Here is a 26,132-nt window from a genome sequence, read left to right on the forward strand (position 1 = left end):
AGACATAGGCCACAAGACGGATGAGTCGGCGCCGACGCACGGCTCATCGTCGCAGCATCCGCCCCGCCCGGCCTCCCGGGGTCGCCGAATTCGACCGGATCGACCGGGTATGGCGCGGGAGCCTGGCCTCATCCGGACCGAACCGGACCGAACCGAACCGGACCGGACCGGAACCGGAACCGGAACGAACCGGAACCGGAACCGGTCAGGTCACGGCGGAACCTGCGGCCGGGGTGCCGGACAGGTGGGCGAGGTACCGATGGCAGGCCCTCGCGCGGTCGGCGTCCTCCTTCATCACAGTGCGGAAGAACTCGGCGATCTCCCGCTCGTCGGCGTTCTCCGCATCGCGGATGAACTGGTCGTAGTCGTGCCCGGCCTTCAGGGCGTGGTACTGCACCGTGATCAGGTCGTGGACGATGTCACTGAACCCGGTCTCACCAGTCGCCATCAGAGATGCCTCCTTCTCGCAGTTCCGGGAGGTCGCAACGGATACCCCTGGCATTCCGCGGGGGCTCGCCGCCAAACACTGGCGGACCGTGCGCAACGCACCGCAGCCCGCCTCATGCACCCGCAGAAGCGACCCGGTCACAGCACTGCTGCAGCCGCTCGCATGCGCCTTTCCGCTCGGTGACGGCCTGCGATGTCCGACGGCGCTCGCCTCGCCGCCGGACGGTCCGCCGGAACCGCTCCGCGAGAGGCGTGCATGGGAGCGGAGCCACGTGGTTGCTTCGCATGGACAAATCGGACGCCGAACCATACAGAAGAACCACGGTGGCGGCTCTCCCACGCATCCGCCCCGAACCGCGGGCCGTCGCCCCTGTAGCGCCCAGTCGCAGCCACACCGCGACGTCACGGGTGAAAGCAGGACAGGAAACGAACCTCCGAGGCGACGACCACTAGCCCGCCCCGGCACGACCCGGCGGGAGGGCGGCGAGCACGGCGCGCAGGTCGTCCCAGGGAAAGGCCGTGTTCTCCCGGCCGGGCTGGTCGGCGCCACCGCGCGGGTCGCCGGGCCGGCCGAACACGAGGCGCACGCCCCAGGACCGCAGCGCCTCGACGCTCGCGGCGTAGGCGGGGTGACCGGCCAGGGCGCTGTTCGGATACGGCGCCATGATGATCGGCAGACCCGCGCCGAGAGCCTCGTTGAGCAGGCCCAGCGCCAGGGTGTCCGAGATGCCCGCGACGATCTTGTTGACGGTGTTGAACGTCGCCGGGGCGACGACGAAGGCGTCGGCCGGCGGCAGCACGTCGGGCTCCCCCGGCCGCTTGTACGCGGAGCGGACCGGATGGCCGGTGAGCTCGGCCAGCCGCCCGGCGTCGAGAAACGCCATCGCGGCCGGCGTGGCGATCACGCACACGTCCCACCCGGCGGACCGGGCATGCTCGACGAACGCCGGCAGCTCGGCCGCGGGATACCCACCGCACGCGACGAGGTAGAGCACCCGACCGTCGGCTGTCATGACCACCCTCCCGCGATCAGTACAGGATGCGCTGGCCCGGACCGGATCCACCGGCGGCGAGCGCCCGCGCGGACACCCGGTAGAGCGACGCCTGGGTGGCGTCGTTGCAGGTGTAGTACAGGTCGCCGCCGGGGTCGGCGAGGACGCCGAACAACCGCTCGGTGTCGCCGACGCACGCCTGCCGCAGGACGGGCCGGGCGAGGGCAGCAGTGTCGGAGCCGGGGGCGGCGGTGTCGGGGCCGGCGGTGCCGCTGCCGCTGCCGCCCGGTCGGTCGGTCACCTGCCACACCGTTCCGTGCCGGGCGTCGGTGAACAGCACTCCCCCGCCGCCCGGGGCCGGCGTGAGGCTGGTGATGTCGGCGTCGTCGAGGCCGCGGTCGACGACGGTCCTGATCGTTCCGTTCTCGACAACGTGGATGCGGGCGTGCCCGTCAGCGTAGGACAGGACGAACACCCGGCCGGCGGCGTCGACCGCGACGCTGTAGGCGTTGGCCAGCGGGACCTCGGTCGCCCGGTCGGTGCCGTCGTCGTACCGGCGTTCGTGGGCCGCCCGGTAGCCGCGGCCGGTGGCGATGCCGGTGCCGGCGACGAGCCGCGCCGCGGTGGTGCGGTAGTCACCGGTCCCGGCAGCGGGATCGATCTTCCAGACCTGGCCGGCGTAGCCGGTGGTGAAGTACAGGATCCCGCTCGGGCTCACCGCGACGCTGGTCGGCGTGCCGATCTGCGCGCCGACGTTCTTCGGCTCGTCCGCGCCACCCGCCGGGCAGATCGTCGCCGGCGCCACCGACTTGCCGCGGTCGGCCGCCCCCGCCAGCACCCGGTCCACCGCCTCCGTCGACGGCCGCCCCGCCACGGTCTCGACCCGCCACGGCTGACCCGCCGGCCGGTAGACCCGGCGGACGACGCAGTTCCACTCGTCGGCGACGAAGACGGACCCGCCGCCGGCGGCGATGCCGGCCGGGCGGCGCAGCGCGGCGACCGCGGCGGGTTCGTCCCGGGCCGGTCCCGGCTGGCCGCTGCGGTCGGCGGCGGCCCGCCCGATGACGGTGCCGGCCGTCCCCCGGACGAACAGCGTCAGCGCGTGCTGGCTGGAGTCGGCGAGCAGGATGCCGCCACCGCCGTCCGCCGCCAGGCTGACCAGGCCACGCAGCGGCAGCGGCGCGCTGACCGGGTACGCCGGCGGAGCACTCGGGCGGACGGGCGCGGCCGCGGGTCCGCCGCCGCCCGATCCGACGCGCAGGACGCCGGTGGCGAGCAGCACGGCGACGGCGAGGACGACCGCGATCAGCGCCGACGCGGACCAGCCGGGCTTCCCCACCCGCGCCCGCACCGGCCTGACCCGGTCCCGCAAGGACCGCAGGACCCCGGCGTACCGCGAGCCGGACCCGCCGCCACCTGCAGCCGCGAGCCGACCGTCGGCCGAGAGGCGGGCATCGGCCGAGAGGCGGGCATCGGCCGGCCGGTAACGCCGCGTCGGCGGGAGCGGGCCGCGGCTGCGGCGGCGCAGGTCCTCGTCGCCGCGGAAGCTGATCCCGGTGCCCGCCAGCCAGTCCGGTCCGAACGCGTACCTGGTGGCGGCGATCAGGTCCGCGGCGAAGGCCAGCGCGCTCGGCTGGCGGTCCGCCGGATCCTTCGCGAGGGCCCGCAGGGTGACGGCCGCCACCTCGGCGGGGATCCGCGGCAGCGGGTGCGGCACGGCGTGGCGGTGCCGCTCGGCCATGACGTGCGGCCGCGGGTCGGCGCCGAACGGCGGCGAGCCGGCGAGCAGCTCGTACAGCACCGCGCCGAGGGCATAGACGTCGGCGGCCACCCCGGCGGCGGCGAGGTCGAACTGCTCGGGCGCCAGGTATGGCGTCGAGCCGACCACGCTCGTCGGCGTGGCGGTGCCCGTCGCCTCCAGTAGCCGCGCGATGCCGAAGTCGGTGAGCTTGGGCGCCCCGTCCGCGGCGAACAGGATGTTCGACGGCTTGATGTCGCGGTGCAGCAGGCCCTCGCGGTGCACCCGGTCGAGGGCGACGGCGACCGCCGCGACGATGGCGCAGGCGGCCGGCGGCGCGAGCCCCGCCTGGGCGCGCCGGGCCAGCGTCCCGCCGGGCAGCAGCTCCATGACGATGAGCGCCATGTCCGCGTCGCGCACGTAGTCGAAGACCCGGACGATGTGCGGATGGTCGAGGCTCGCGACGATCCGCGCCTCGGCGTCGACGCCGTCGGCGGGCAGCTCCGGCGCGGGCGCGGGCACCGCCAGCACCTTGACCGCCACGTCCCGGTCGAGCCGGCGATGCCGGGCGGCGAACACGCGGCCGAACCCGCCCCGGCCGAGCTCGGCCCCGATCTCGTAGTCCGGCAGCACCGCCTGGACGTGCCCCTGCACGATCACGCGCTACCCCGCGTCCGCCGCGTTCCCCCGTCGCCTCCGGCCCGCCACCAGGCCGGGATCATCCGTGAGCCGACTATAACCGAGCCCCTCCGGCCCCTCCGGCCGCTCCGCCGCCGAGCGGTCGGGGTCGCGGGGCAAGGACGACGACGGGGACGGTGACGGGTGTCGACGAGCCGTCCACCCGGCAACGGCCGGCCGGCGTGCAGGGTTCAGGCGCCGGGCGAGAGGTCGGTGAGGGTGCCGCGACCGCCCATGGAGTGGGCGACGAGGACCAGTTTCGCGTCCGCGTTCCCAGGCTGGGGCCACCAGCGTTTCCCGAAACTCAGCATCACCTGCCGGTACCGACCTGGCCGTCAGCATGATCCACCGCCCGTGGCCGGCCGGGGATTACCGTCGGTGTCCTATCCGCGGTCCCCGAAGCGGGCGGGATGCGTTCGGCGGAACATCCACGCGGTACGGGATGACTCCCCCGCCGTTGTTCTCCCAGCAAACATCCCGAGCTTTTCACATCGGAATTTGACGGTTTCCAGGAACCCCGCATCGGTCGGGTCGCGGGAGAAGGCGCCGCGATAGCACGGGCCGTTCGACAGCCGGCGGCGGGTGGCGGCCGGCGGGCTACAGGCGGGCCCGCGGGTACCGGAACCACCGGCCGTCACGGGCCTTGCGGCCCGGTGGCACAATCGTCGCCGAGTCCGAAACGGGGGTGAGGACGGCGTGTCGGCCACGGGACGATGGGACTTCTTCCTTTCGTATGCGGCCGAAGATCGCCAGTGGGCCGAGTGGCTCGCCTGGCAGCTGGAGTCCGCGCATTACCGGGTGCTCATCCGGGCCTGGGACTTCGTGCCCGGATCGAACTGGAGCCTGCATCTCCAGCAGGGCGTCGTCGGCGCGGAACGCACCATCGTCGTGCTGTCGCCGGCGTATCTGCGCTCCCTGGACGACACCCCGGAATGGCAGGCGGCGTTCGCCGCCGACCCGTCCGGAGCCGGCCGGCGACTCCTACCCGTCCGGGTCGAGGAATGCGAGCTGCCCGGGTTGCTGAAGCAGCTCGCCCCCATCGACCTGTTCGACCATCCCGCCGATTCCGCTCGTGACACGCTGATCGCCCTGGTCCGGCACGCGATCGATGGACGCGCGAAGCCGAGCATCGAACCGGCCTTCCCAGCCCGGGCGCAAACCCGGCTGACCGAACCCGCCTTTCCGCCGGCCTCGGCTGGCGGTGGCTCCCAGGCCGGGAGTCCGGCCACACCGCCGACCGGCAGAGCGGCGTCCGCGTGGCGGCGAAGGGCGAACCAGGCTGCCGACACTCCTCGCCCCCCGGCCGCCGCACCCGGCGGTCCGCCCCGGACCACGCAGCCGCGGCCCGCGACGATGCTGGCGATCCGGCCGGGGGGCAGCGGCTTTGTCTCGGCGTCTTCCCTTCCGGACGCGGCCCCAGCCTCCCCGCTCCCAGGCCCTGCCGCCCGAGGCCCAGGCTCAGGCTCAGTTACCCGCAATCCAGAACAGGCCGCCCGCGACGCACCACGCGCGAACCCGCCGCAGGAGTCAGGTCGGCCGGCGGCGAGGCCCCGGGTCAGGCGCGGCGGAACCTGGGCGATGCTGCCCACGGATCGGGTCATCCGGCTGGCCGACACGGTCGAACCGGCGGTCCGCGCCGCGCTGGACCCGTTGCCCGCCGACGCGCCCGCCGTCCTCGGCTACCGTCCGGCCGCGCGGCCGTCGCTCGCCGCCTGCCAACGGGCGTTACTCGCCGATCTGGAGTCGGTCGCGGTGGCGCTGTTCCCCGGCTGGCTGCCGGGCGCCGAGGTGATCGAGTCGGCGGGCGGGGCCGGCGTGGCCGCGGCGCGGGCCCTCGCCGGCCGTGCCGCCGCCGCGCTCGATGTATTCGGGCCGTACCTGGCGGATCTGGCCGAGCGGTCGCTGCGCGGGGTGCCGACGGGGACACGGTTCACCGTCGAGGTGCGGGCCGCGGGCGTTGCGAAGGCCATTGCCGCCGGGTACGGCCGTGATCGGCTGGCACTGCTCGTCGATCCGGAGGCATCCGGGGGCCGGCCCCGCGACCGACGGACCGCCCTCGACGCACTGGCCTGGTTCGCCTACACGGCACGCGTCGGCGTGTGGTTGACCGGGCTCCCCGACGGCCCGGACGCCGACCGGGCCAGGACCGTGTCCTGCCCCGCAAGCGGGCGCCCGGCCCCGGCCGACCGGGCATCCGAGACGACGGCGTCCCCGCTGCCGGGCGAGGCCGCAGCGCCGACCCGGGCGGCCCGGACCCCGGCCGAGATCAACCAGACGGAGCCGGCGCCAGCGACGGCGACGGCCACGGCGACGGATGAGCCGGCTACGCCAGCGGGCGGTGATGGCCGACAGGAGCGGGTGGTGCTGCCCGCGGTCGTCGGCCGGCCGCATCCGGCGAGCCGGGCGGAGAAGCGGCTCGAAGGCGCGTTGCGCGCCCGGGAGTGGGCGCACGGGCGGGCCTGGAACCAGCCCCACCGCCCCGGCCCGCTGACCGGGCTGCACTACCTCGACCTCGTCTGGTCCGCCGAGCGGGTGGTCATCGAGGTCGACGGTCCGGAACACCGCGGGGTCGCGCACTACGAATCGGACCGCCGGCGGGACGCCGAACTCGTCCTCGACGGCTTTGCGGTCCTGCGGTTCACCAACGACCAGGTGCTCGACGACGTGGACGCCGTCGCGAGCCAGATCGAACGATGCGTTGAGGCACGCCGGAAGACTCCGAAAGAGGCATAGAACCATGACCCCCGCCACCTCCCCGACCACCGCCAGCTCCCCAGCCCCCGCCAGCTCGGCGGCCCCCAAGAGCTCTGCGGGCCGCCCGGCCACGGCGCGCCGCACGGGCTCGGCCAGCCGCGACCGCTCAGCCCTGTCCGCCCGGGAGGCGGCGATCCTGCTGGCCCTGCTCGCACAGGACCGGCCGATCTCCAACGAGGAACTGCGCGAGCGGTTCCGATTCACCTTGGTCGGCGCCGAGCGCCGCCGGCTCAACGAGCTCCGCCTCGTCGAGAGCGGCAAGGTGCCCGGCCACGGCAACTTCCTGTTCCACCAGGTCACCGACGCTGGCTGGGCGCGCGGTCGGCAGGAGCTGGCGCCGCGTGCGATCGAGGCGGGCAGCCTGCCCACCGGGGTCTTCTTCGCCGTCGCCGAGGGCCTGCACCGGTTCCTCGGGAGGGAGCGGATCACCATCGGGGAGTTGTTCCGCGCCGATCCGCCCGAGCCGGCCGATTCCCCGCCGGCGAGTGCCACGACACCAGCACCGCCCGACCCGGGCACGGAACCGGCCGCGGGCACTGCGCCGGCTCCATCGACAGCGACGATGGCAACCGCGGACGCTGAGCCCGCGGACAAGACCGGTCCCGCGGACTACGCCAGGCCCGCGGGCTACGCCAGACCTGCGGACAGCGGCCGGCTCGCGGAGGGCGCGGTCGACGAGGACGGCGGCGTGGCCATCGAGGCGGCCATTCGGGCGGCGTATGCCAGTCTCGCCGCCGGGCCGTACGACTGGGTGCGGCTGGCAAAGGTCCGCCCGCTTCTCGGCGGCACGGCCAAGGCACAGGTCGATCAGGCGTTGCGACGGATGGCGCGCCAGCCGGACGTGCGGGTCGTGCCCGACGAGGACCAGAAGTCGCTGAACGCCGCGGACCGCGCGGCGGCGGTCCGCATCGGCGAGCACGACAACCACCTGCTGCTGATCGGACCGTCATGATCACCGAACTGGACGCCCTGGCCGCCATCAGGCTGGACTGGGTGCACGCACTGGAGGACGTCTGGCGTAGTTCCCCGGTCCACGTCGACGGCCTGCACACGGAGCCGCGGCGACGCATCCTCGCCTCCCTCATGGAGGCCGACACGCACAAGCCGCTCGGCGTCGTCGTGCAGGGCCAAGCCGGCGCGGGCAAGACGCACCTGCTCGGCTGGGTCCGTCAGCAGGTCCAGGAACTCGGCGGGTACTTCTTCCTGGTCGGGCACGCGAGCAGCGAGGCGTTCCATGCCAGCGTCGTCGGGTCGATGCTGTCCGACCTGTTCCGGCCCGTCGACGGGGAGACCCAGCTTCGACGGTTCCTGCGGTCGCTGTGCGAGCTACTGCGCGTGCCCGCGGAGCTGACCGCCTCCGTCGTGGGCGAGACGGCGTTGGAGCCGGGATACCTGAAGGACCTCATCGTCGCGCTGGGCGACCACGACCGCGCGCTGGCCCGGGAGTGCCAGCACACCCTGCGGGCCCTGACGCTGTACAACTCCGACGACTACGACGAACTGACCGTTGGCGAGACCTACCTGCGATCGATGGACGAACAGGAGCCCGGCGAGCGGGCCCGCCGCGGCATCCGGCCCGCCACCCGCCGCCCGGCCGACATCGTGCACGAGCTGTCCCGGCTGCTGGCCCTGACCGGGCCGAGCGTGATCGCGGTGGACCAGGTCGACACGGTCGTGGCCGAGGCAGCGGTCCGTGACGACGATCCGGATGGGCGGCGCGGCGGGTCGGTGGCGTTCAACGTGCTCGCCGACGGGCTGCTCATGCTGCACGAGCGAACCGAGCGGACGCTATGCCTGCTGGCCTGCCTGCCGGCGAGCTGGATCCTGTTCCGGGAGAACGCGGTGACGTCCGTGCGCGACCGCTTCCACGAGATCATGCCGCTGAACCGGCTGGAGGATCCCGCGATCACCGTCCGGATCATCGAGCGGCGGTTCCGGGAGGACTTCGACCGGATCGGCTTCACCCCGCCCTACCCGACCTGGCCGGTGAAGCGCGCGGCATTCGACCGAGCCCCCCACTACACTCCGCGCGAGCTGCTGCAACGCATCGACCGGCACCTGGAGACCTGCCTGTCCGCCGGCGTCGTCCGCGAGCTGGACGACTTCGCCACGCCGCTCGCCCCAGACGCCGAAAAGGCCGGCGCTGAGAAGGCCGGCGCTGAGAAGGCCGGCGCCGAGAAGGCCGGCGCCGAGAAGTCGGCCGGCCTGCCGCCCGGCGAGGAGCAGGCGACCCCTGCCGAGGATCCCGACGAGAGCTCGGCCGAACCCGTCCCTGTCACGGTGACACCGCCGCCGGCCGGGCCGTACCTGGCGGAGCTTGACGCGGTGTTCGCTGAGCTGGTCGCGACCGTGCCGAGCGTGACGCCGGCCAATGAGGACATCGTCATGCCGGAGCTGCTGAACGCGGGACTCACCGCCTGGATCACCGAAAACGGCGGGACACGCCGCGGTTTCAGCCTCGAACCGAGCCCGAGCGCCCGCCCGCCGCTACACGCCCGGCTGTCCCACACCCTCAACGCCGAGACCGGCGAGCAGGCGCAGTGGTCGTTCCGGGCGATCACTTCCGGCCACGGCCGGGCGATCCTGCCCCGCATCACCAGCGCCTGCGTCATGTCCGGGATCGCCGCCGGCAACCCGCGCCGACGGTTGTTCCTGCTGCGCAACACCGCCTGGGGCCACGGGGCGAAGACGCACGAGGCGCTCGCCGCCTTCACCGCCGCGGGCGGCATCGTGCACCGCCTCGACCGCGACGATCTGGCCACCTTCGCGGCGCTGCGGACCATGTTCGACCGCCAGCATCCCCACCTGCGCGAATGGCTGACCGCGCGCCGCCCCGCCAGCGGAACGTCCCTGCTGCGCACGGCCCTTGAGGACGCCGCCGCCGACCTGCCCGGCGGCGGCGCCGACCTGCCCGGCGGTGGCGCCGCGGACCCCGGGGTCGGCGCCGCGAGTCGGACGGACGGCAGGACAGGTGCGGCGGCCGGCCGGTCGGCATCGACGGACGGCTCCCCCGATCGGGTCGCCGACATCCCCGCCCCCGCCGGGCGGACGAGCGCGCCGTCCGCCTTCGTCCTCGGCACCTCGCTGGTCTCGGCGGAGCCGGCCCGGCTCGACCTCGCCGTCCTGCGCCGGCACGTGGCGATCTTCGCCGGGTCCGGGTCGGGCAAGACCGTCCTGATCCGGCGGTTGGTCGAGGAGGCGGCGCTGCGGGGCGTGTCCTCGATCGTGCTTGACCCGAACAACGACCTGGCCCGGCTGGGCGAGGCGTGGCCGAGTCCGCCGGCCGGCTGGCGGGACGAGGACAAGAGCCTCGCCGACGAGTACCTCACCGGCACCGACGTGGTCATCTGGACACCGCGGCGCGACGGCGGCCGACCGGTGAGCTTCCAGCCGCTGCCCGACTTCGCCGGCCTGCGCGACGATCCGGACGAGTTCCAGACGGCGGTCGACGCGGCCGTGGCCACCCTGGCGGCGCGCGCGGGAGTGACCGGTACAACGTCCCGGGCCAGCATCGGCCGGGCGATCCTCACCGCCGCAGTGCGGCACTTCGCCGGGGGGAACCGATCGGGTCTCTCCGCGTTCGTCGAGCTGCTCGCGGACCTGCCCGACGGAGTAACCGACCTCGACCCGGCCGACAAGCTCGCGAAGGGCCTGGCCCAGACGCTGCGCGCGGCGATGGTGAACGACCCGCTGTTCGGCGGGCAGGGCGCACCGGTCGATCCAGGGGCGCTGCTTCGCCCGGCCCCGGGACGTCGCGCCCGCGTCTCCGTGATCAGCCTGATCGGGCTGCCCCGGGACGAGCAGCGGCAGAGCTTCGTCAACCAGCTCCAGCTCGCCCTGTTCGCCTGGGTGAAGCGCAACCCCGCGGGCGCGCGTCCCCTCGGCGGCCTGTTCGTCATGGACGAGGCGCAGACGTTCGCCCCGTCCGGGCCGACCACCGCCTGCACCGCCAGCACGCTGGCGCTCGCCGCCCAGGCCCGCAAGTACGGCCTCGGGCTGGTGTTCGCGACCCAGGCGCCGAAGAACCTGCACAACGGCATCCCCGGGAACGCGACCACGCAGTTGTTCGGCCGGCTGAACAGCCCGACCCAGATCGACGCGGCCCGGCTGATGGCGCGCGCCAGTGGCGGTGACGCGGCGGACATCGGCCGGCTCGGCGTCGGCGAGTTCTACGCCACCAGCGAGGCACTGACCTTCGAGAAGATCCGCACCCCGCTGTGTCTGACCCACCACCCCGCCTCCCCCCTGACCGACGAGGAGGTCATCGCCCGCGCCAAAGGCGACTGACCGGCAGGGCACGCGCCGTCGACGGTTCCGCAGCGACAGATCTCACGCATCCGCAAGCCTGAAACAGGCGCATAGGGCGCCAAACGGGCACCCGATGACACTGACGTCCGGGCTGATCCGAACGCCCGAACGCCGCCGGCTCCGCCGATTAGCGTTCGGCCCGTGGCCCGCTGCGGGGGCGGCACGGTCGGAGGCGGACATGCGGGTGGTCACCGTCGTCAACTACAAGGGCGGCGTCGGCAAGACCACCGTCACCGCCAATCTCGGCGCCCAGCTCGCCCGCGAGGGCCGCAAGGTCCTCCTCATCGACCTGGACCCGCAGTCCAGCCTCACGTTGTCCTTCTATCCGCCCGAGCACTGGGGCGATCGCCTGCGACCGAACCGGACGATCGCGCACTGGCTGAACTCGTGGCGATCCCGCGGGGATCCACCCGGCCTGACCGACGTCGTGGTGACCCCGGAGCAGGCAAACTTCTACCTCGACGGCGGACGGCTCGATCTCGTCGCCGCCGATCTCCAGCTCAGCGACGCCGAGGAGCGGCTCCTCTACGAACTGGGCAGCCCGACGCCCCCGCGCACGCCTTTCCTACGGGTCTACGGACGGCTCGTCGCCGCCGTGGCATCCGTGCGGGCCGCAGGCTACGACCTCGTGCTGCTCGACTGTGCGCCGAACTTCGGCGTTCTGACGCGCGCCGCGGTCGTCGCCAGCGACGGTCTCGTGGTGCCGGCCCGCCCGGACGAGCTGTCCAGGCTCGCAATCGGCCATCTCCGGGAGCGTCTCGGCTATTTCCAGGCCCGGTACAACGCCATGGGCGGCAGCGCGGCCGCCCGCCGCGGCATGCCCACCCGGCTGCTGCCGCGAATCCTCGGCGTGGTCTTCACGATGGCCCGCCGCCAACGGGGCAACGAGGTGTCCGCATCGCTGCGCACCTTCATTCACATGGTGCGAGAGGAGTACCCGACTTTCGAGTCCGTCATCTTCGACAATCCGGTCCCGTACGCAAGGGCGGCAGCAGAGAATGTGCCGCTGGTCCTCACCGATCCGCCGCCGGCCGGCGACCTGCTTGAGCAGTGGCAGGGGCTGGCCACGGAATTCACCAAACGACTGGAGGCCCTGGGCCATGCCTGACGATCGGTCAGCGGCGTTCGCGGCGTTCCTGCACCGGCTGGCCGTCCTCGTGGGGAGTCTCGATGACGACGGGCTGCAGGACCTCATCTCCGGCCGACGCGAGCTGATCCTCGGCGCGCCGACGACACCGGTGGAAGCCCGGACGGATGAGGCGAGCGCCGGGCCCGCGGACCTGGCCCACTCCGGCCGCACCGCCCCGGCCGCCTCGCCGCGTCAGGAGAGCCGACCGGGGCGCCCCAACCGCCTGACCACCGGGCGTCGGTCCGCCGCTCCCGTCCTGGCGGAGGAGGCGGCCGCGGTCCGAGGCACGCTGCTGACGATGGCGAGCCGCGCCGAGGCGCATGATCATCTGGATCGGTTCGGCACGGTGGCCCGCCTGACGTCCCTGGCCGACGCCCTGCGGATCCCGCATCTGGCCAAGGAGAACCGGGAGCGACTCATTCGCAAGATAATCGACGCGACCCTGGGCGCCAGGCTGAGCGACCGGGCCATGCAGGGAGACTCCCCGCCGTTGTCTTCCTAGCAATATTCTAGACTTTCAACATGGGGGAATCGATCACGGCTTCGAGAGGTTCGGCGCCCGGTGCACCGTCAAAGGGCGGACTGTTCGACGGGTTCGAGGCGTACCGCACGCCGTCGGTCGAGGACTACCGGCGAGTCCTGACCACCGGGATGGTCGTGCCGGACACCAATGTCCTGCTCAACCTGTACCGCTATCACCCGGATGCGCGCGACAACCTGTTGGACGTGCTCACCGGGCTCGGGGAGCGGGTCTGGGCACCGCATCAGGTCATCGCGGAGTTCTGGACCCAGCGCAACAATGTGCTGCGCGATCCGCGGGGCACGACGGCGACCCGAAACGACCTGGACAAGCTGCGCGGCCAGGCCGAGCAGGTGATCCGCACCTGGGCCAAGCGGCTGTCCCTCGATCCCGCGGAGGCAGCCGACCTGCGCAAGGCGCTCACCGCCGGATTCGATCACGTGTCAGAGCAGATCGCCGCCGCCCACGACCGCGAAATGGCCCGGTATTCCACCGATTCCAATCTCGACCCGGTCGTGAAGCGACTGGCGACCATCCTTGAGGGGCGGGTCGGCCCCGCGCTGGCGCCCCCCGAGCATCAGGCGGCGCTCGAGGAGGGACTGCGCCGGGTCGAGCAGCAGATCCCGCCTGGTTACAAGGACGGCGCGAAGAAGGGCACCGCTCCGGCCGGCGACTACGTGCTGTGGAAGCAGATCCAGGTGGAAGCCGCGACGCGACGCCGCCCCGTCCTCTTCGTCACCGGGGACGTCAAGGAGGACTGGTGGCGCCTCGACCAGGGACTCCCCATCGGCCCGCGGCCCGAGCTCGTCCGGGAGCTGCTCGACACCGCCGAGTGCGCGCTGTTCATGGTCCGGCCGGACGAGCTGCTCAGGTTGGCCGGGGAGGTGCTCAGCGTCGAGGTTCCCGCCGCCGCCCTGGCCGACGTCGGGCGCGTCCAACAACTCCAGCAGGAGCGCGACGATCGGGACGACGAGCCCGAGGACCAGGAGCCCGGCTGGACCGCGGTGGCGGTCGACGCGGTCCTCGGCCGGCTGCGCCAGGAGGCGGCGGTGCAGGCACGGGCGATCGAACGGGCCGCCGCGTCCGACGGTTTCATCAGTCGGGACGAGGTGTACCGGATCGCCGGCTACGAGGCGGACCGCAGCCTGCGCGGTTTCACCCGTCCCGTGCGCCGCATCGTCGCCTATTTCCAGGGCCGCGGGCGCATCCCGCTCGACGCCGAGCCGCTCCTGGATGCCGTCTACGACGACCAGTCCGGCCAGGCCATCGGCTTCCAGATCCCCGCCTCCGTCACCGCCCTGCTCGGCTCCCCCGCCGACCCCGCGGTCGACGAGACCTGAATCCGCCGGCCCCGGACATCCGATGACCTACACGAGTCCCGTGGACGTGTTACTGCTCCTGGTTCGTGACGACCAGGTGCTGCTGGCCCTGCGCGCGGGAACAGGGTTCGCCGACGGCTGGTGGAATTTGCCCAGCGGAAAACTCGAACAGAACGAGGACGCCGCCAGCGCCCTCGTGCGCGAGGCCCACGAGGAGACCGGCCTCGTCCTCGACCGGTCCAGGCTCTCCCTCACCGCCACGATCCACTCCCGCAATGACCGCGGCATCGCGCGCGTCGGCCTGGTCTTCCGGCCCGCGAGCTGGACGGGTGAGCCGGTCAACGCCGAGCCGGACAGGTGCGCCGGAATCGCCTGGTTCCCCCTCGACGCGATCCCCGCGCGGACCTATGGAACGTCCCGTACCGGCATCGAGCTGTTCCGACGCGGCGAGAACTTCGCCGCCGAAGGCTGGTCGTGAGTACCCCCGCCTGGCCGACAAGGACAGACGGCGTCTGTTCGGACGCCGTTCACCTCACAGGTCTTCCGCCGGTCACCCCCACCCGGAAAGTGTGACGGTATGACACCGATCCGTCGCACCGTCCTGGCGGCCGCCGCGGCAGCGGCACTCGCGTGTTCCGCCGCCACGGCCGCAGCCGCGGCGACGACGACAGCCTCACCGACGACGGCAGCCGCACCGACGGCCACCGCACCGACGGCCACCGGCAATCCCGCGGCGGCCGGTGCCGCCACAGCGCCGAGCGTGCCGTGGGAGAGGGCCTGCCCGCCCACCGCGGTCGCGGTCGGGTTCAGCGACGCGCTGGACAAGGCGTCGATCGACGGCGTGACGGTCGGGGGGCTGTCGGGGCTCGCCGCGGATCGGCGCAGCGGCGGGTACGTGGCGGTCCAGGACCACAGCGGGACGGAGCCGGCTCGGCTGTTCTTCTTCCGCGACCCGCGCCACCCCGGGCTGACGGGCACGCTGACCCTGCGCCGCCCGGACGGCACCCCGTACGACGCGGCGAGCTTCGACGGGGAGGGCGTCGCCGTCCTGCCGGACGGGCGGTTCCTGGTCAGCTCGGAGACGGAGCCGTCGGTGCGGGTGTTCGGGCGGGACGGCCGGCAGGCCGGGGAGCTCACGGTGCCGGCCCGGTTCGCGGTCGCACCCGCCGGCGAGGCGACGGCGAACGCCACCCTGGAGGGCCTGTCGATCTCGCCGTCGGGGCGGTTCGTCTACGCCGCGATGGAGGGCACGCTCGCCGGGGACGCCCCGGCCGGGGCCGGACAACCCGGGGCCGGACAACCCGGGAGCGGCCAGGCCCGATTCCGCCGGATCCTCGTCTACGCCGCCGACGCCGGCACGCCCGGCGGGTTCCGGCTGACCCGCCAGATCGGCTATCAGGTCGACCCGGGCAACCGGATCGCCGAGGCGACGGCGTACGGCGACGGGCGGCTGGTCGTGCTGGAGGCATCGTTCACGGCGAACGTCGGCAACACGGCGACCCTTTACGCCGTCACCGGCGCCGACCGGGCACCGGATGTCGGCGGCATCGCCGATCTCGCCACCGCGCCGGCCGCCGACATCGTGGCCAAACGGCCGGTCGCGGACCTCGTCCGCTGCCCGACTCTCGGCGCGCCCAGCCGGGAACCGCAGCTCAACCCGCTGCTCGACAACTACGAGGGCCTCGCCGTCGCCGCGGCGCCGCCGGCCGGCCGCGGCCCGGCGACGCTCACGCTGATCAGTGACGACAACCTCGCCGCCGCCCAGATCACCCGCGTGCTCACCCTCGCCGCGCCCCTGCCCTGACACCGACCGCTCCCGCGGGATGCGTGGGACAGCGCCTCCATGTCTCTTCCACAGGGTTCGGCATCCGTTGTGTCCCTGTGGAGGAGACAGGTTGCGCCGCTCCCATACACAGCACCGGCCGATTCACCCGTTCGGGGGGCCCGGGAAGGACCGGTCTCCCCCGGACGGGCGTGGCGGGGTCCACGATGTGGGCGCCCGAAGGAGCGTCGCCGGGCCGCCCGTCGAAGGTGCCTGGCGAGCAGCGTCACCATCGCTCGGTGCCGCGCGACCACCAGCGGCCACGCAGCCGGGCGGGCACCGTCGGGCGCCCTCGGGCAACGAGACGGCGACCCTTCTCAGGGGAGCACCCCCGGGCACACGGACTGCCTTCGTCAACGGGTGCCGGTCCCTAGGTCCCCCCGCAAAGCTCCATCAGTCCCGACGGGTTCGCAGCGACCGCCCAGGCAGAGTCGTCTCGACGATCCGTCGGTGACCGACCTGAAGGAGCCAGCGTGCCCATCTGGCACATCCGTCCCTACGAGACCGTCGACTACGCGGCCACCGTGCGGCTACTCGAAGAGGTGCACAGCACCCCGGGCGGGCCGCCGATCAACCTGACCGACACCGTGCTGGCGCTGCGGCACGAGCCGCCCGACACCGAGTCCCCGGTGGTGGTCGCCGTCGCCGGCGAGCACATCGTGGGGGCCGCGATCGGGCGCAAGGAGGGCGGCGCGGGTCGGGTTCTCACGGTCGCGCTTGCGCCGGCCTGGCGCCATCACGGCATCGGCTCAGGCCTGTTGCAGAGCGTGGAAAACCTGCTGCTGCACGCCGGCTGCCGACGGATCACCACGCTGATCACTCCCGGCCAGTCCGGGGAGGAGGCGTTCCTCAACCGCGGCTTCAGCGCCACCGGGCAGGTGCTCTACGACAAGCAGATCCCGCTGCGCCCGGCGGACGTGTCGACCGTCGAGCGCTGGGGCGGGGCCCTGCTGAGCACGTCCGAGTGGTCGAACCTCGCGGGCATGGAGGACGAGCGCAAGCTCATCGAGCAGCGGCTGCTGCTGCCGGTGCGGGAACGCGAGCTGGCCGAGGCGTACGGGGTGGTCATCCCGACGGCGATGTTGCTGTTCGGGCCGCCGGGAACCGGCAAGACGTCGTTCGCCCGCGCGGTCGCCGCCCGGCTGGAGTGGCCGTTCGTGGAGCTGCTGCCGTCGCGGCTGGCTTCGGGGGCGGCCGGGCTCGCCGCCGAGCTGCGGTCGGCGATCAACGACCTGATGGGCGTCGAGCGCGTCGTCGTGTTCATCGACGAGGTCGACGAGATCGCCCAGTCCCGCGAGACCCGGCCGGAGAACCAGTCGGTCGTCAACGAGCTGCTCAAGGCGATCCCGCTGTTCCGCGGGGTGCAGGGTCGGCTGCTGATCTGCGCGACGAACGCGGTGTCGGCGCTGGACCCGGCGTTCGTTCGGCCCGGCCGGTTCGACCTGGTACTTCCGGTCGGGCCGCCGGACGCCAGCGGGCGTCGCGTGCTGCTGGCAGGGCTGCTGGAGCGGGTCGCCAACAAGGCGGAGATCGACCTGGACGCGGTGGTGGCCGCGACCGACCTGTTCACCCCGGCGGACCTCTCCGCGGTCGTGCAGCGCTCGGCCGCGGCGGCCTTCCACCGGGCCGCCGACGACACCTGGCTGCACGGCAAGCCCGGCTCGGACGAGGCCGGCCCGGACGGCGGTCAGAATCCCGCCACCACGCCGCTGGGCACCCAGGACCTGCTCGACGCCGCCCGGCAGGCCCGACCGACGATCAGCCTGACCGAACTCGACCGCTTCCGCCGGGACGCGGAGGCCTTCACCCGCATCTGACCCGCAACCGCGGCAGACCCGCAACCGCGGCGGACCCGCAACCGCGCCTGCCCCTGCCCCTGTCCCTGTCCCCCTGCCGGTGCCCGGGTGCGGCGGGACCTTCGGACCGTCCGCACCCGACGTTCGGCAGCTCCGCCCGGAAAGTGGCCGAATCGCCGGGAGAATGACGGCTGGAACAAATGCTTCCGGTATCTCCGCGGCCTCGAGATGGGTTTCTTCGCCATGACTGTCGGACATCGCGCGCTCTACATCGTCGTCTGTGGCGGCGGGTATCCCGCCGACGACCTCCCGGTCTTCGTCAAGCAGGCGCAGTCCACCGGTTGGGACATCCGGGTCGTCGCCACCCCGTCGTCGCTGAAGTTCATCGACACCGGGCTGCTCGCCAGCCTCACCGGCCACGGGGTGCGCAGCGAGTACGCACTGGTCGAGGACGACAACGAGGAGCGCCCGGTACCCGACGCCATCGTGGTGGCGCCAGCCACCTTCAACACGGTGAACAAGTTCGCCGGTGGGATCTCGGACACCCTCGCGCTGAGCCTGCTCAACGAGACCATCTGCTCGGGAATCCCCATCATCATCGGGCTGCCGCCGAACCCGACCCACGCGAAGCATCCCGCGTTCCTCGCGAACATCGCGACCCTGCGCTCCTGGGGCGTGCAGGTGATCTTCGAATACGAGGACGTCGTGCTGGAGAACATCCCCGACATCGAGGCGTGGAAGGCCCTGTTCCCCTGGCAGAAGCTCCTCGACGCGCTCGAGGCCGCGAAGACCCCCTGACGAACGTTCGGCGGCCACCGACCTGATCCGGGTGACCGTGCGCAAGATCTGCCGCACGGTCACCCGGGTATCGGCTAAGCGGCGGCGGGCGCAGGTTGGCCCGCCCGCGTCCCCAACCCGGTGCGGAAGGCCGCACCTGCCAGGAGCAGCAGTCCGACGGCCGCCCAGACGACGAGGCAGATGACGCCGGAGGCGATGCCGCGGCCGTCGAAGTACTGGACGCCGCGCAGCACCGACAGGCCGCCGCCGTGGGGGAAGTACGGGGTCAGCGCGGCGTAGAAATCGTTGAGCAACGGCCGGCCCACCGGCCCGCCCGCGCTGGGATTACCGAGAACCGTCAGCGTCAGCGTGAGCACGATGGAGGCCAGCGTTCCGAACCGCGCCGCGACGCCCGTGCAGGCCAGACAGATCGCCGTCGTGTATCCCCAGAGCACGGCGAACAGCGGCACGGGATGGCCGGCGAGCGCGCCGTACACCCCGTCCACGAACACCGTGGCCGCCAGGCTGAGCAGGCCGGTGAAGAACATCAGGAATCCGACCCGCAGCCCCATGTGCCGGAGATTACGCACGGTTCCCAGAACCCGCCCCAGCACCGTGGCGCCCAGCGCGCTCCCGATCGCCAGGAAGACGATGGCATAGAACTCGATCGTTCCGCTGGGATTACTCGACGCGGTCGGGGCCAGGTCCGTGACGGTCAGCTTTGTCTTGCTCGCGGCGGCGAACCGCTCGCCCACCTGGACCAGTGCCGTCTGGACGGAGCGCGCGGCCCCGCTCGCGACCAGCAAGGTGGCCGAGTCCGCCCCCGTGAAGACCAACGCTCCGTACACGGAACGATGCTCGACCGCCCGCCGCGCCGCGGCCAGGTCGGCAACCTGATGTACGGCCAGTGCGGGCGACGCGTCGAGCTGATCGGCGACCGCCTGCGGTGCCGCCACCGCAAAGCTGATGTCGTGCGGTGAGACCTTCCCGAAGGCACTCGCGTAGCTGCACATCAGAATCATGACGACGGCGATCAGGGCGACGGAGGCGATGAGGCCGTTACGCAGCGGCTCAAGCGAACCCGGACCCTCTTCCTGCAAAGGGCCGCCGGCAATGGTCTCGGCGGCATCATGAGGCTGCGCCGACGCCGGCGTCCCCTCGAGGGCCGCTCGCTGTCCGTCAACCATGCAATCCCATCCCATCCATTTATCGAAAATCACAATCGGTGCGGCCGTGGGCACGAAGCAGCCACGACTCTATTTCGCCATCAGGGCGCTTCCCAGACCCGGAGAAGTCGGACCGCGGTGTCGCGGCGCCCGGTTACCGGATCTGCCGGGCGCGGCCACTCAGGCGTGTAGCGGCAGGTCCACGGTCACGGCGGTCGGGCCGCCGGGCGGGCTGGTGGCGGCGAGCCAGCCGTCCACGGTGCGGACCCGATCCACCAGGCCCGCGAGCCCCCCGCCGCCCTCGGGGTCGATGCGCGCCCCGCCGGCACCGTCGTCGCCGACGACCACGCGCACCCGCCTGGCCCGCCCGATGATGCTGACGTGTGCCTCGCCGGCGTGGCTGTGCTTGGCAGCGTTGGCCAGCAGCTCGGCGACGCAGAAGTAGGCGATCGTCTCGATCGCCGCCGACGGGCGGTCCGGCAGGTCGACCCTCACCCGCACCGGCAGGGCACTGCCAGCGGTGAGGCTCGCAAGCGCGGCCTCAAGGCCCCGGTCGAGGATCGGCGGGTGGATCCCGCGGGCGAGGTTGCGCAGCTCGACGAGGGCTTCCTTGACGTCGCGGTGAGCCGCGTCGACCAGCGTGCGGGTGGCGTCCAGATCGACGGCGTCGCCGTCGGCGGCGAGGTGCTCTCGGGCGATGCCGAGGTTCATCGCCATCGCCACCAGCCGGGCCTGCGCCCCGTCGTGCAGGTCGCGTTCGATGCGGCGCAGCGCCGCGGCCGAGTCGTCCACGGCGGCGGCGCGGGTGCGTTCCAGGTCGCGCACCCGCTGCGCGGTGAGGGATCGCCGGGTCGGGCCGAGCAGTCCGCGGATCAGCAGCACGTCCAGGTGCACCAGCCCGCGCACCGTCCAGCGGGCGACGGGCAGCAGGAGCAGCCCCGTCACGGTCACCGCGACGATGAGGGGGGCGGTGTCGAGGAAGTAGTCGGTGCCGAACGAGGCGCCGCGGTGGCCCTGNCCGTCGCTGTCGTGCTGCAACGGCAGGAACGGCCGCCAGACCGCGTAGGTGACCCCGCCCAGCGCGTAGCCCCACAGCGTGATCGAGACCACCCCGCTGGCCACCGCGAGCGGATACTTCAGCAGCAGGTAGGCAAGGGCCCGCCAGCCGACCGTGTCGCCCAGCCCCGCCCGGATCCAGCCGGACGCGCCGGGACGGCTCGGCCGGAACGGGCGGGGCGCGGCGACGCCCGCGTCGAGCAGCGCGACGGCCAGCCGCCGGTTCGCCTCGCCGAGCCGGCGGGCGCCGACGATCAGGGCCGCCAGCAGCGGCAGGCCGACGACGGTGGCGGCGAGGCTGGCGCCGACGGAGATCGCGACGACCGCGTAGACGAAGCTGAGAATGCCCAGCGGCAGGCCGACCAGGGTGTAGGCGAACTCCCGGTGCNCCCGCCAGCGCGGCGGGGGNCCGCCGGGNGGGGNATCGCCCCGTTGCTCACCGCCCCGCGGGCCGTCCACCGGCCGGCGCAGCGGTCCGGGCTCCCGCGAGGGGACGGGGGACGATGGGGTCGTCATGATCATCGGCGCCTTCGGAAGCAGTGTGTCACGGCCCGGCCGCCCGGGAACACAGTCTCCGCGGGACGCCCGGTCCCCAGGGGGACACCTCTCAGCGTGCCGCCGCGCCCTCGACGCTCCCAGCCGGTGCGCCCACCACTCGCCTTCGGGTTATCCCGACCCCACCCCGCCCCGTCCCCCCGCCTCGCCCCGGTTCGGATCTACCTGTCTAGCCGGCGGTGGCGAGCTCGGCGATGGCGGCGTCGACGGCGAGCAGCCGGCGGGCGTTGTCGACGTGCAGGTTCTCGATCATCCGCCCGTTGACGGTGACGACCCCCCGGCCCGCGGCCGCCGCCTCCGCCCAGGCCCGCACGATCTCCGCGGCCTCGGCAAGCTGCTCGGCGGACGGCGAGAACGCCTGGTTGCAGGGCTCGACCTGGCCGGGATGGATCAGGGTCTTGCCGTCGAACCCCAGCTCACGGCCCTGCCGGCACTCGGCGGCGAAACCCTCGGCGTCGCGGACGTCGTTGTAGACGCCGTCGAGGATCGCCTTACCGCTGGCCCGCGCCGCCAGCAGGCACAGCCCCAGACCGGTCAGCAGCGGCGCCCGGCCGGGCACATGCTCCGCGCGCAGCTCGTTGGCCAGGTCGTTGGTGCCCATGACGAGCACGGCCAGGCGCGGCGAGGACTGGGCGATCTCCAGGGCGCGCAGCATCGCGATCGGCGTCTCGACCATCGCCCAGATCCGGGTGCGCGCCGAGGCCCCGGCGGCATCCAGGTCCCGCTCGACGGCGTGCACGTCGGCCGGCGAGCCGATCTTCGGCACGACGACGGCGTCCGGTCCCGCCTGGGCGGCGGCGCGCAGGTCGTCGGCGTGCCAGGGCGTGTCGCGCCCGTTGACCCGGATCGCCACCTCGCGGCGGCCATAGGCGCCGGCGGCCACAGCGGCACAGACCCGCACCCGGGCGTCCTGCTTGGCGGCCGGGGCGACGGCGTCCTCCAGGTCGAGGATGAGCGCGTCGGCCGGCAGGCCCTTCGCCTTCTCCAGCGCCCGCTCGTTCGCCCCCGGCATGTACAGCACCGACCGGCGCGGTCGGTAGTCCGCCGCCGTCCCCCCGACCGCCGTCCCCCCGACCGTGGCCTTTTCGGCCGCTGCCCTCTTGGCCGCCGTCTCCTCGGCTGTCACCGCGTCCCTCCCCTCCCCGCGCGCCCGTGCGGGCCCGGCCCGGGCGTCATCCTCACGGGGCCGGATCGACGTCAGCCGCCACCCACCACCCGCCCCCGCGGGCCTGGCCTGAACCAAGACCTGTCGGCTTGCCAGCGCCAGGCGGACCTGGCCCCGCTCCGGCCAAACCGGCTGTTTCCGGTCGAGGACATGGCGGCCTCACCCTACTGGCCCGGTGGCCGGGACGCCGGAGCACGCCCCCGGCCAGGCCACTGTTCACCGGGCCGCGCCACCGGGTCGGATCTCCTCGCGGTTCAGACTCTCCTCGCGGTTCAGCGGTTCAGCGGTTCAGCGGTTCAGACCAGGCCACCCGCGGCGACGATGGCCTGCCCCGTCACCCACCGGGCGTCGTCCCCCGCCAGGAAGGCCACGATGTCGGCGATGTCGCGGGCCTCGCCGATCCGGCCGAGCGGCGTGGCGGCGACGAACGCGTCGAGATTCGCCCGGACGTCGGCGGACAGACCGTCGGTGTCGACGAGCCCGGGCAGCACCGTGTTCACGGTGATCCGACGCGGGCCGAGTTCACGGGACAGCGAACGCGCCATCTGCTCGACGGCCGCCTTCGTCCCCGCGTAGACGCCGACGTTCGGAAAGGTGGCCCGGGTGTAGCCGGTGGAGATGTTGACGATGCGCCCGCCGTCACGCAGGCGGCGGGCGGCCAGGCGCAGGGCGAGGAACGTGCCACGGACGTTGACGGCGAACAGCCGGTCGAAGGTGTCCTCGTCGACATCGGCCGTCGGCGCCACCGCCCCGATGCCCGCGTTGTTGACCAGGATGTCCACTCCCCCGAACGCCTCCTCGGCCGCGGCGAACAGCGTTTCGGGCCCGCCGCGATCGCCCAGGTCGGCGCGGACGGCCACGGCCCGGCCACCGGTGTCGACGATGCCCGCGACGACCTCGCGGGCCGCGCTGGCGCTGGTGTGCCAGTTGACGATGACGGCGGCGCCGTCCGCCGCGAGTCGGCGCGCCACGGCGCGGCCGATTCCGCGGGAGGCGGCGGTGACCACGGCGACCTTGCCGGCCAGAGGCGAGGCATACGGATCACGGACCGCCGCCGGCGGAGCCGGTGCGGTGGGCGGCCTGGAGGCAGAGTCGGCGGATTCGATCGGTGCGCTGCTCATGAGCGCGACGCTAAAGTCTGACATCGGTGTGAGAGTCAAGCCGGCCGATTCGAGAGAAGAGGATCACCGATGCGCATCGGGGAACTGGCCCGGCGCACCGCCGTGAGCGAGCGGCTGCTGCGCTACTACGAGGAGCAGGGGCTGCTGCGTCCGGCGCGGCTGCCCAGCGGCTACCGGGTGTACGCCGAATCGGACGTCGACCAGGTCCGCCGGATCCGGACGCTGCTCTCCGCCGGCCTGCCCACGACGCTGATCGCTCAGGTGCTGCCCTGTGTGCGGGAGGACGGAGGCCGCCTGGTGCCGTGCGCCGGCCTCGTCGCGGACCTCTCCCGGGAGCGGGCCCGGATCGACGCGCGGATCGACGATCTCGCCGCGTCCCGCCGGGTGCTCGACGCGGTGATCACCGCCGGCGAGACCGAACCCTACGACATCGCGCCGCCGCGGGACCGCCCCGCCGACCGCCGGGCCAACCCGACCAGGTGAGCGAGCGCAACGAGGTGAACCGACCGACCAGGTGAGCGGGCCCAACCAGGGAGGATGTGCGCGTGGTCAGTGCGAGCGGGTGGCGGTTGCCGGTGGTGGCGGGACTGGAGCTGCACGTCGAGGACGTGCGGCCGGACGACCACCCGCCCGGCGTGACGGCTCTGGCGGATGCCCCACCTACCGAGGTCGGTGCCCCGCCGGCCGAGGTCGGTGCGCCCGGGGCCCCAGACACCGGGGCCGGCGGCTGGGGCAGCCCGGTCGTGCTGGTCCACGGGATCGCCGGCAGCACCGCGGACTGGGCCGCGGTGGCATCCGAGCTGGCCGCGTCACGCCGCGTTGTCGCCTACGACCACCGGGGGCACGGCGCGAGCGGCCGGGCACCCGGCGGTCGGGCGGATTACACCTTCGACCTGCTCCTCGCCGACCTCGCCGCCCTGGTTGCGGCGCTCGGGCCGGCCGGGGTCCATCTCGTCGGCCACTCGCTGGGCGGGGTGATCGCGCTGCGGTACACGCTGGAGCACCCGGACCGGGTGCGTTCTCTCGTGCTCGTCGACACCGCGGCCGCGCCGGCCGCCGCCACCGGTCCGGTCGCGAGGCGAATCGTGGCGGCCGTGCTGGAGGGAGCGGCGGCGATCGCGTCGGGCAGCGGTGCGGCGCAGGGCGGTGGTGCGGCGCGGGGCGGCGACAGCGTGGGCGCGGTCCACGACCATCGCAACCCCGCCGAGCGCCAGGTGGCGGGGTTGGGTCAGGCGGACCCGGAGGCACTCGCCGCGCTGGGCCGGGAACTCGGCGGCTATCGGTCGCTCGTTCCCCGGCTCGGCGAGATCACCGTGCCGACGACCGTCATCGTCGGCGAGCACGACTCCACGCTGCGGGCGGGTGCGCAGACCCTGGCACACGACATCCGGGGGGCCCATCTCGCCGTGATCGCCGGCGCCGATCACAGCCCCCAGGTCAGCCGTCCGCTCGCGTGGCTGACCGCCGTCGACGACCACTTCGCCCGCGTCGAGACGGCTGCGGCCGGCGACACCCCGGCCGGCGACACCCCGGCCAGCGGGGTCAGGCGAGCAGGAGGACCGCGCCCTTCAGGGCGCACCACAGGCTGAAAGCGGCGAAGGCGAGAACCCAGAACAGCGCGGGAAGGTGGGTGCTCTCGGCGAGCTTGTCGGCGTCCGAGCCGACCGCACCGCGCCGGCGGGCCCGGTGCAGGACCAGGACCGACCGCGGGCCGGAGAACAGCAGCAGCCAGGTGAGCAGGTAGGCGTACCAGATCTGCACCCAGCCCGGGGCATACCGGCCGGCGAGGACCAGCGAGGCACCGACCGAGAGGACGACCAGTTCCCCGAAGCCGTTGCGCATCACGAGCAGCAACGCGGCGAGCGCCACCACCGCCAGGATGAGCACGGCGGTCACCTTGCCCGCCGCCAGCAGTCGCGCCGAGCAGACCCCGATCAGGGAGGGGAAGACTTGACCTCCTCTCCGCCCTGAAGGGCGGAGATTCCCGCCTGCTACACCCCGACGGGGGCAAGCTTCGGGTGGGTTCCCGCTTCGCCGCGCGGTGCCGGCACGGGTGCCGGTCTTACCTGCGCTCCACGGGCAGACGCCGCCAGTCCGGCGGCCTTCGCGACGTTGACCGCCGCGTTCACGTCCCTGTCGAGATGCGACCCGCAGGCCGCGCACGTCCACTCCCGGACGTCCAGCGGCTTCGGGCCGTCCTTCACACCGCAGGTCGAACACACCTGCGAGGTGGGCTCGAAGCGACCGATCCGGACGAACACCCGGCCGTACCGGGTGGCCTTGTACTCCAGCATCCCGACGAACGCGGACCATCCGGCGTCGTGCACCGATGTGGCAAGCCGTGTCCGGGCGAGCCCCTTGACCGCAAGATCCTCCACGGCGACCGCTTGGTTCTCGCGGATCAGCCTGGTGGAGAGCTGGTGGTGGAAATCGCGCCGTGCGTCGGCCACCCGCGCATGCGCACGGGCGACTTTCAGCCTGGCCTTGGCCCGGTTCGCCGAACCCTTCTTCTTGCGGGACAGGTCCCGNTGAGCCTTCTTCAGCCGCTTCTCGGCCCGGCGAAGAAACCGAGGAGAGTCGATCTTCGTGCCGTCCGAGAGGACCGCGAAGTGCGTCAGCCCAAGGTCGACGCCAATCTCGGCGTGCGAACCCGGAAGGGTTTCCTGCGGCCCGGTCTCGATGACGAAGCTCGCGAAGTACCGGCCCGCGCTGTCCCGGACCACCGTCACCGTGGACGGCGTCGAGGGCAGACGCCGGGACCACTTCACGTCCACGTCGCCGATCTTCGG

21 protein-coding genes and 2 pseudogenes are annotated in these 26,132 nt (G+C 73.1%); 12 read left to right on the plus strand and 11 right to left on the minus strand.

Annotation, left to right across the window (positions count from 1 at the left end; genetic code table 11):
* Positions 1–205: 205 nt before the first annotated feature.
* The 3 genes from FF36_RS21780 to FF36_RS21790 form a co-directional block, all read right to left on the minus strand.
* Positions 206–448, minus strand: a complete 243-nt coding sequence (locus FF36_RS21780) for a hypothetical protein (RefSeq protein WP_044886990.1) — start codon at positions 446–448, stop codon at positions 206–208.
* A gap of 448 nt (positions 449–896) precedes the next feature.
* Positions 897–1,460, minus strand: a complete 564-nt coding sequence (locus tag FF36_RS21785) for a flavoprotein (protein ID WP_044887009.1) — start codon at positions 1,458–1,460, stop codon at positions 897–899.
* Positions 1,461–1,476: 16 nt separating this feature from the next.
* Positions 1,477–3,837: a serine/threonine-protein kinase gene (locus FF36_RS21790; RefSeq protein ID WP_044886991.1), complete on the minus strand. Its 2,361-nt coding sequence runs from the start codon at positions 3,835–3,837 to the stop codon at positions 1,477–1,479.
* A gap of 714 nt (positions 3,838–4,551) precedes the next feature.
* Between FF36_RS21790 and FF36_RS21795 the strand changes: the two genes are divergently transcribed.
* The 10 genes from FF36_RS21795 to FF36_RS21840 all read left to right on the plus strand — a co-directional run bounded on the left by FF36_RS21795 (position 4,552) and on the right by FF36_RS21840 (position 18,301).
* Positions 4,552–6,588: a TIR domain-containing protein gene (locus tag FF36_RS21795; RefSeq protein ID WP_044886992.1), complete on the plus strand. Its 2,037-nt coding sequence runs from the start codon at positions 4,552–4,554 to the stop codon at positions 6,586–6,588.
* 4 nt (positions 6,589–6,592) lie between these two features.
* Positions 6,593–7,561, plus strand: a complete 969-nt coding sequence (locus FF36_RS21800) for a hypothetical protein (RefSeq protein WP_044886993.1) — start codon at positions 6,593–6,595, stop codon at positions 7,559–7,561.
* A complete protein-coding gene (locus tag FF36_RS21805; protein WP_044886994.1) occupies positions 7,558–10,896 on the plus strand; it encodes a helicase HerA domain-containing protein in 3,339 nt (1,112 codons plus the stop codon). The genes FF36_RS21800 and FF36_RS21805 overlap by 4 nt, the downstream gene beginning before the upstream one ends.
* Positions 10,897–11,095: 199 nt before the next feature.
* Entirely contained in the window at positions 11,096–12,025 is a 930-nt protein-coding gene (locus FF36_RS21810; protein ID WP_044886995.1) for a ParA family protein, read from the plus strand.
* Positions 12,018–12,548: a hypothetical protein gene (locus FF36_RS21815; protein ID WP_044886996.1), complete on the plus strand. Its 531-nt coding sequence runs from the start codon at positions 12,018–12,020 to the stop codon at positions 12,546–12,548. Before FF36_RS21810 ends, FF36_RS21815 begins: the two co-directional genes overlap by 8 nt.
* Positions 12,549–12,568: 20 nt before the next feature.
* On the plus strand, positions 12,569–13,906 hold the full coding sequence (locus FF36_RS21820; protein ID WP_044886997.1) for a PIN-like domain-containing protein: 1,338 nt from the start codon (positions 12,569–12,571) through the stop codon (positions 13,904–13,906).
* Between the two features lie 22 nt (positions 13,907–13,928).
* Positions 13,929–14,363 (plus strand): NUDIX hydrolase, encoded by a 435-nt coding sequence (locus FF36_RS21825; protein ID WP_044886998.1) that lies wholly within the window; start codon positions 13,929–13,931, stop codon positions 14,361–14,363.
* Between the two features lie 99 nt (positions 14,364–14,462).
* Entirely contained in the window at positions 14,463–15,689 is a 1,227-nt protein-coding gene (locus FF36_RS21830) for an esterase-like activity of phytase family protein (protein WP_044886999.1), read from the plus strand.
* Positions 15,690–16,180: 491 nt separating this feature from the next.
* Positions 16,181–17,524, plus strand: coding sequence for an ATP-binding protein (locus tag FF36_RS21835; protein WP_044887000.1), 1,344 nt, complete (start codon positions 16,181–16,183; stop codon positions 17,522–17,524).
* Positions 17,525–17,746: 222 nt separating this feature from the next.
* Entirely contained in the window at positions 17,747–18,301 is a 555-nt protein-coding gene (locus tag FF36_RS21840) for a flavoprotein (RefSeq protein WP_044887010.1), read from the plus strand.
* A 74-nt stretch (positions 18,302–18,375) separates the two neighbouring features.
* Here FF36_RS21840 and FF36_RS21845 read toward each other — a convergent pair whose 3' ends face one another.
* The 5 genes and pseudogenes from FF36_RS21845 to FF36_RS21860 all read right to left on the minus strand — a co-directional run bounded on the left by FF36_RS21845 (position 18,376) and on the right by FF36_RS21860 (position 23,343).
* The gene (locus FF36_RS21845; RefSeq protein ID WP_128423357.1) at positions 18,376–19,521 is read right to left on the minus strand and encodes an ABC transporter permease; all 1,146 of its coding nucleotides are present in this window, start codon (positions 19,519–19,521) and stop codon (positions 18,376–18,378) included.
* Positions 19,522–19,626: 105 nt separating this feature from the next.
* A partial coding sequence (locus FF36_RS38680; protein WP_242422719.1) for a sensor histidine kinase occupies positions 19,627–20,463 on the minus strand: 837 nt, incomplete at its 5' end.
* 1 nt (position 20,464) lies between these two features.
* Positions 20,465–20,868: pseudogene (locus FF36_RS38685) on the minus strand (sensor domain-containing protein); the annotation flags it as partial.
* Between the two features lie 358 nt (positions 20,869–21,226).
* Positions 21,227–22,183 carry an HpcH/HpaI aldolase/citrate lyase family protein gene (locus FF36_RS21855; protein WP_242419388.1) on the minus strand — a complete coding sequence of 319 codons (957 nt, stop codon included), beginning with the start codon at positions 22,181–22,183 and terminating at the stop codon, positions 21,227–21,229.
* Positions 22,184–22,518: 335 nt separating this feature from the next.
* A complete protein-coding gene (locus tag FF36_RS21860) occupies positions 22,519–23,343 on the minus strand; it encodes a glucose 1-dehydrogenase (RefSeq protein WP_242419387.1) in 825 nt (274 codons plus the stop codon).
* A 69-nt stretch (positions 23,344–23,412) separates the two neighbouring features.
* Here FF36_RS21860 and FF36_RS21865 point away from each other — a divergent pair, with 69 nt between their 5' ends.
* Together FF36_RS21865 and FF36_RS21870 are read left to right on the plus strand one after the other, a co-directional pair.
* Positions 23,413–23,826 (plus strand): MerR family transcriptional regulator, encoded by a 414-nt coding sequence (locus tag FF36_RS21865; RefSeq protein WP_044887002.1) that lies wholly within the window; start codon positions 23,413–23,415, stop codon positions 23,824–23,826.
* Positions 23,827–23,888: 62 nt separating this feature from the next.
* A complete protein-coding gene (locus tag FF36_RS21870; protein WP_242422724.1) occupies positions 23,889–24,932 on the plus strand; it encodes an alpha/beta fold hydrolase in 1,044 nt (347 codons plus the stop codon).
* On the opposite strand, the gene FF36_RS21875 is transcribed toward FF36_RS21870, so the two are convergent.
* From FF36_RS21875 to FF36_RS38690, 3 genes and pseudogenes are all read right to left on the minus strand, one after another.
* Positions 24,886–25,281 (minus strand): M50 family metallopeptidase, encoded by a 396-nt coding sequence (locus FF36_RS21875; RefSeq protein ID WP_242422726.1) that lies wholly within the window; start codon positions 25,279–25,281, stop codon positions 24,886–24,888. The two genes, FF36_RS21870 and FF36_RS21875, sit on opposite strands and share 47 nt — an antisense overlap.
* A 53-nt stretch (positions 25,282–25,334) precedes the next feature.
* The coding region (locus FF36_RS21880; protein ID WP_044884441.1) for an RNA-guided endonuclease TnpB family protein at positions 25,335–25,871 on the minus strand (537 nt) is incomplete at its 5' end.
* A 1-nt stretch (position 25,872) separates the two neighbouring features.
* Positions 25,873–26,117: pseudogene (locus FF36_RS38690) on the minus strand (transposase); the annotation flags it as partial.
* Positions 26,118–26,132: the final 15 nt, after the last annotated feature.

The organism is Frankia torreyi (genome assembly GCF_000948395.1).
GTDB lineage: Bacteria > Actinomycetota > Actinomycetes > Frankiales > Frankiaceae > Frankia > Frankia torreyi.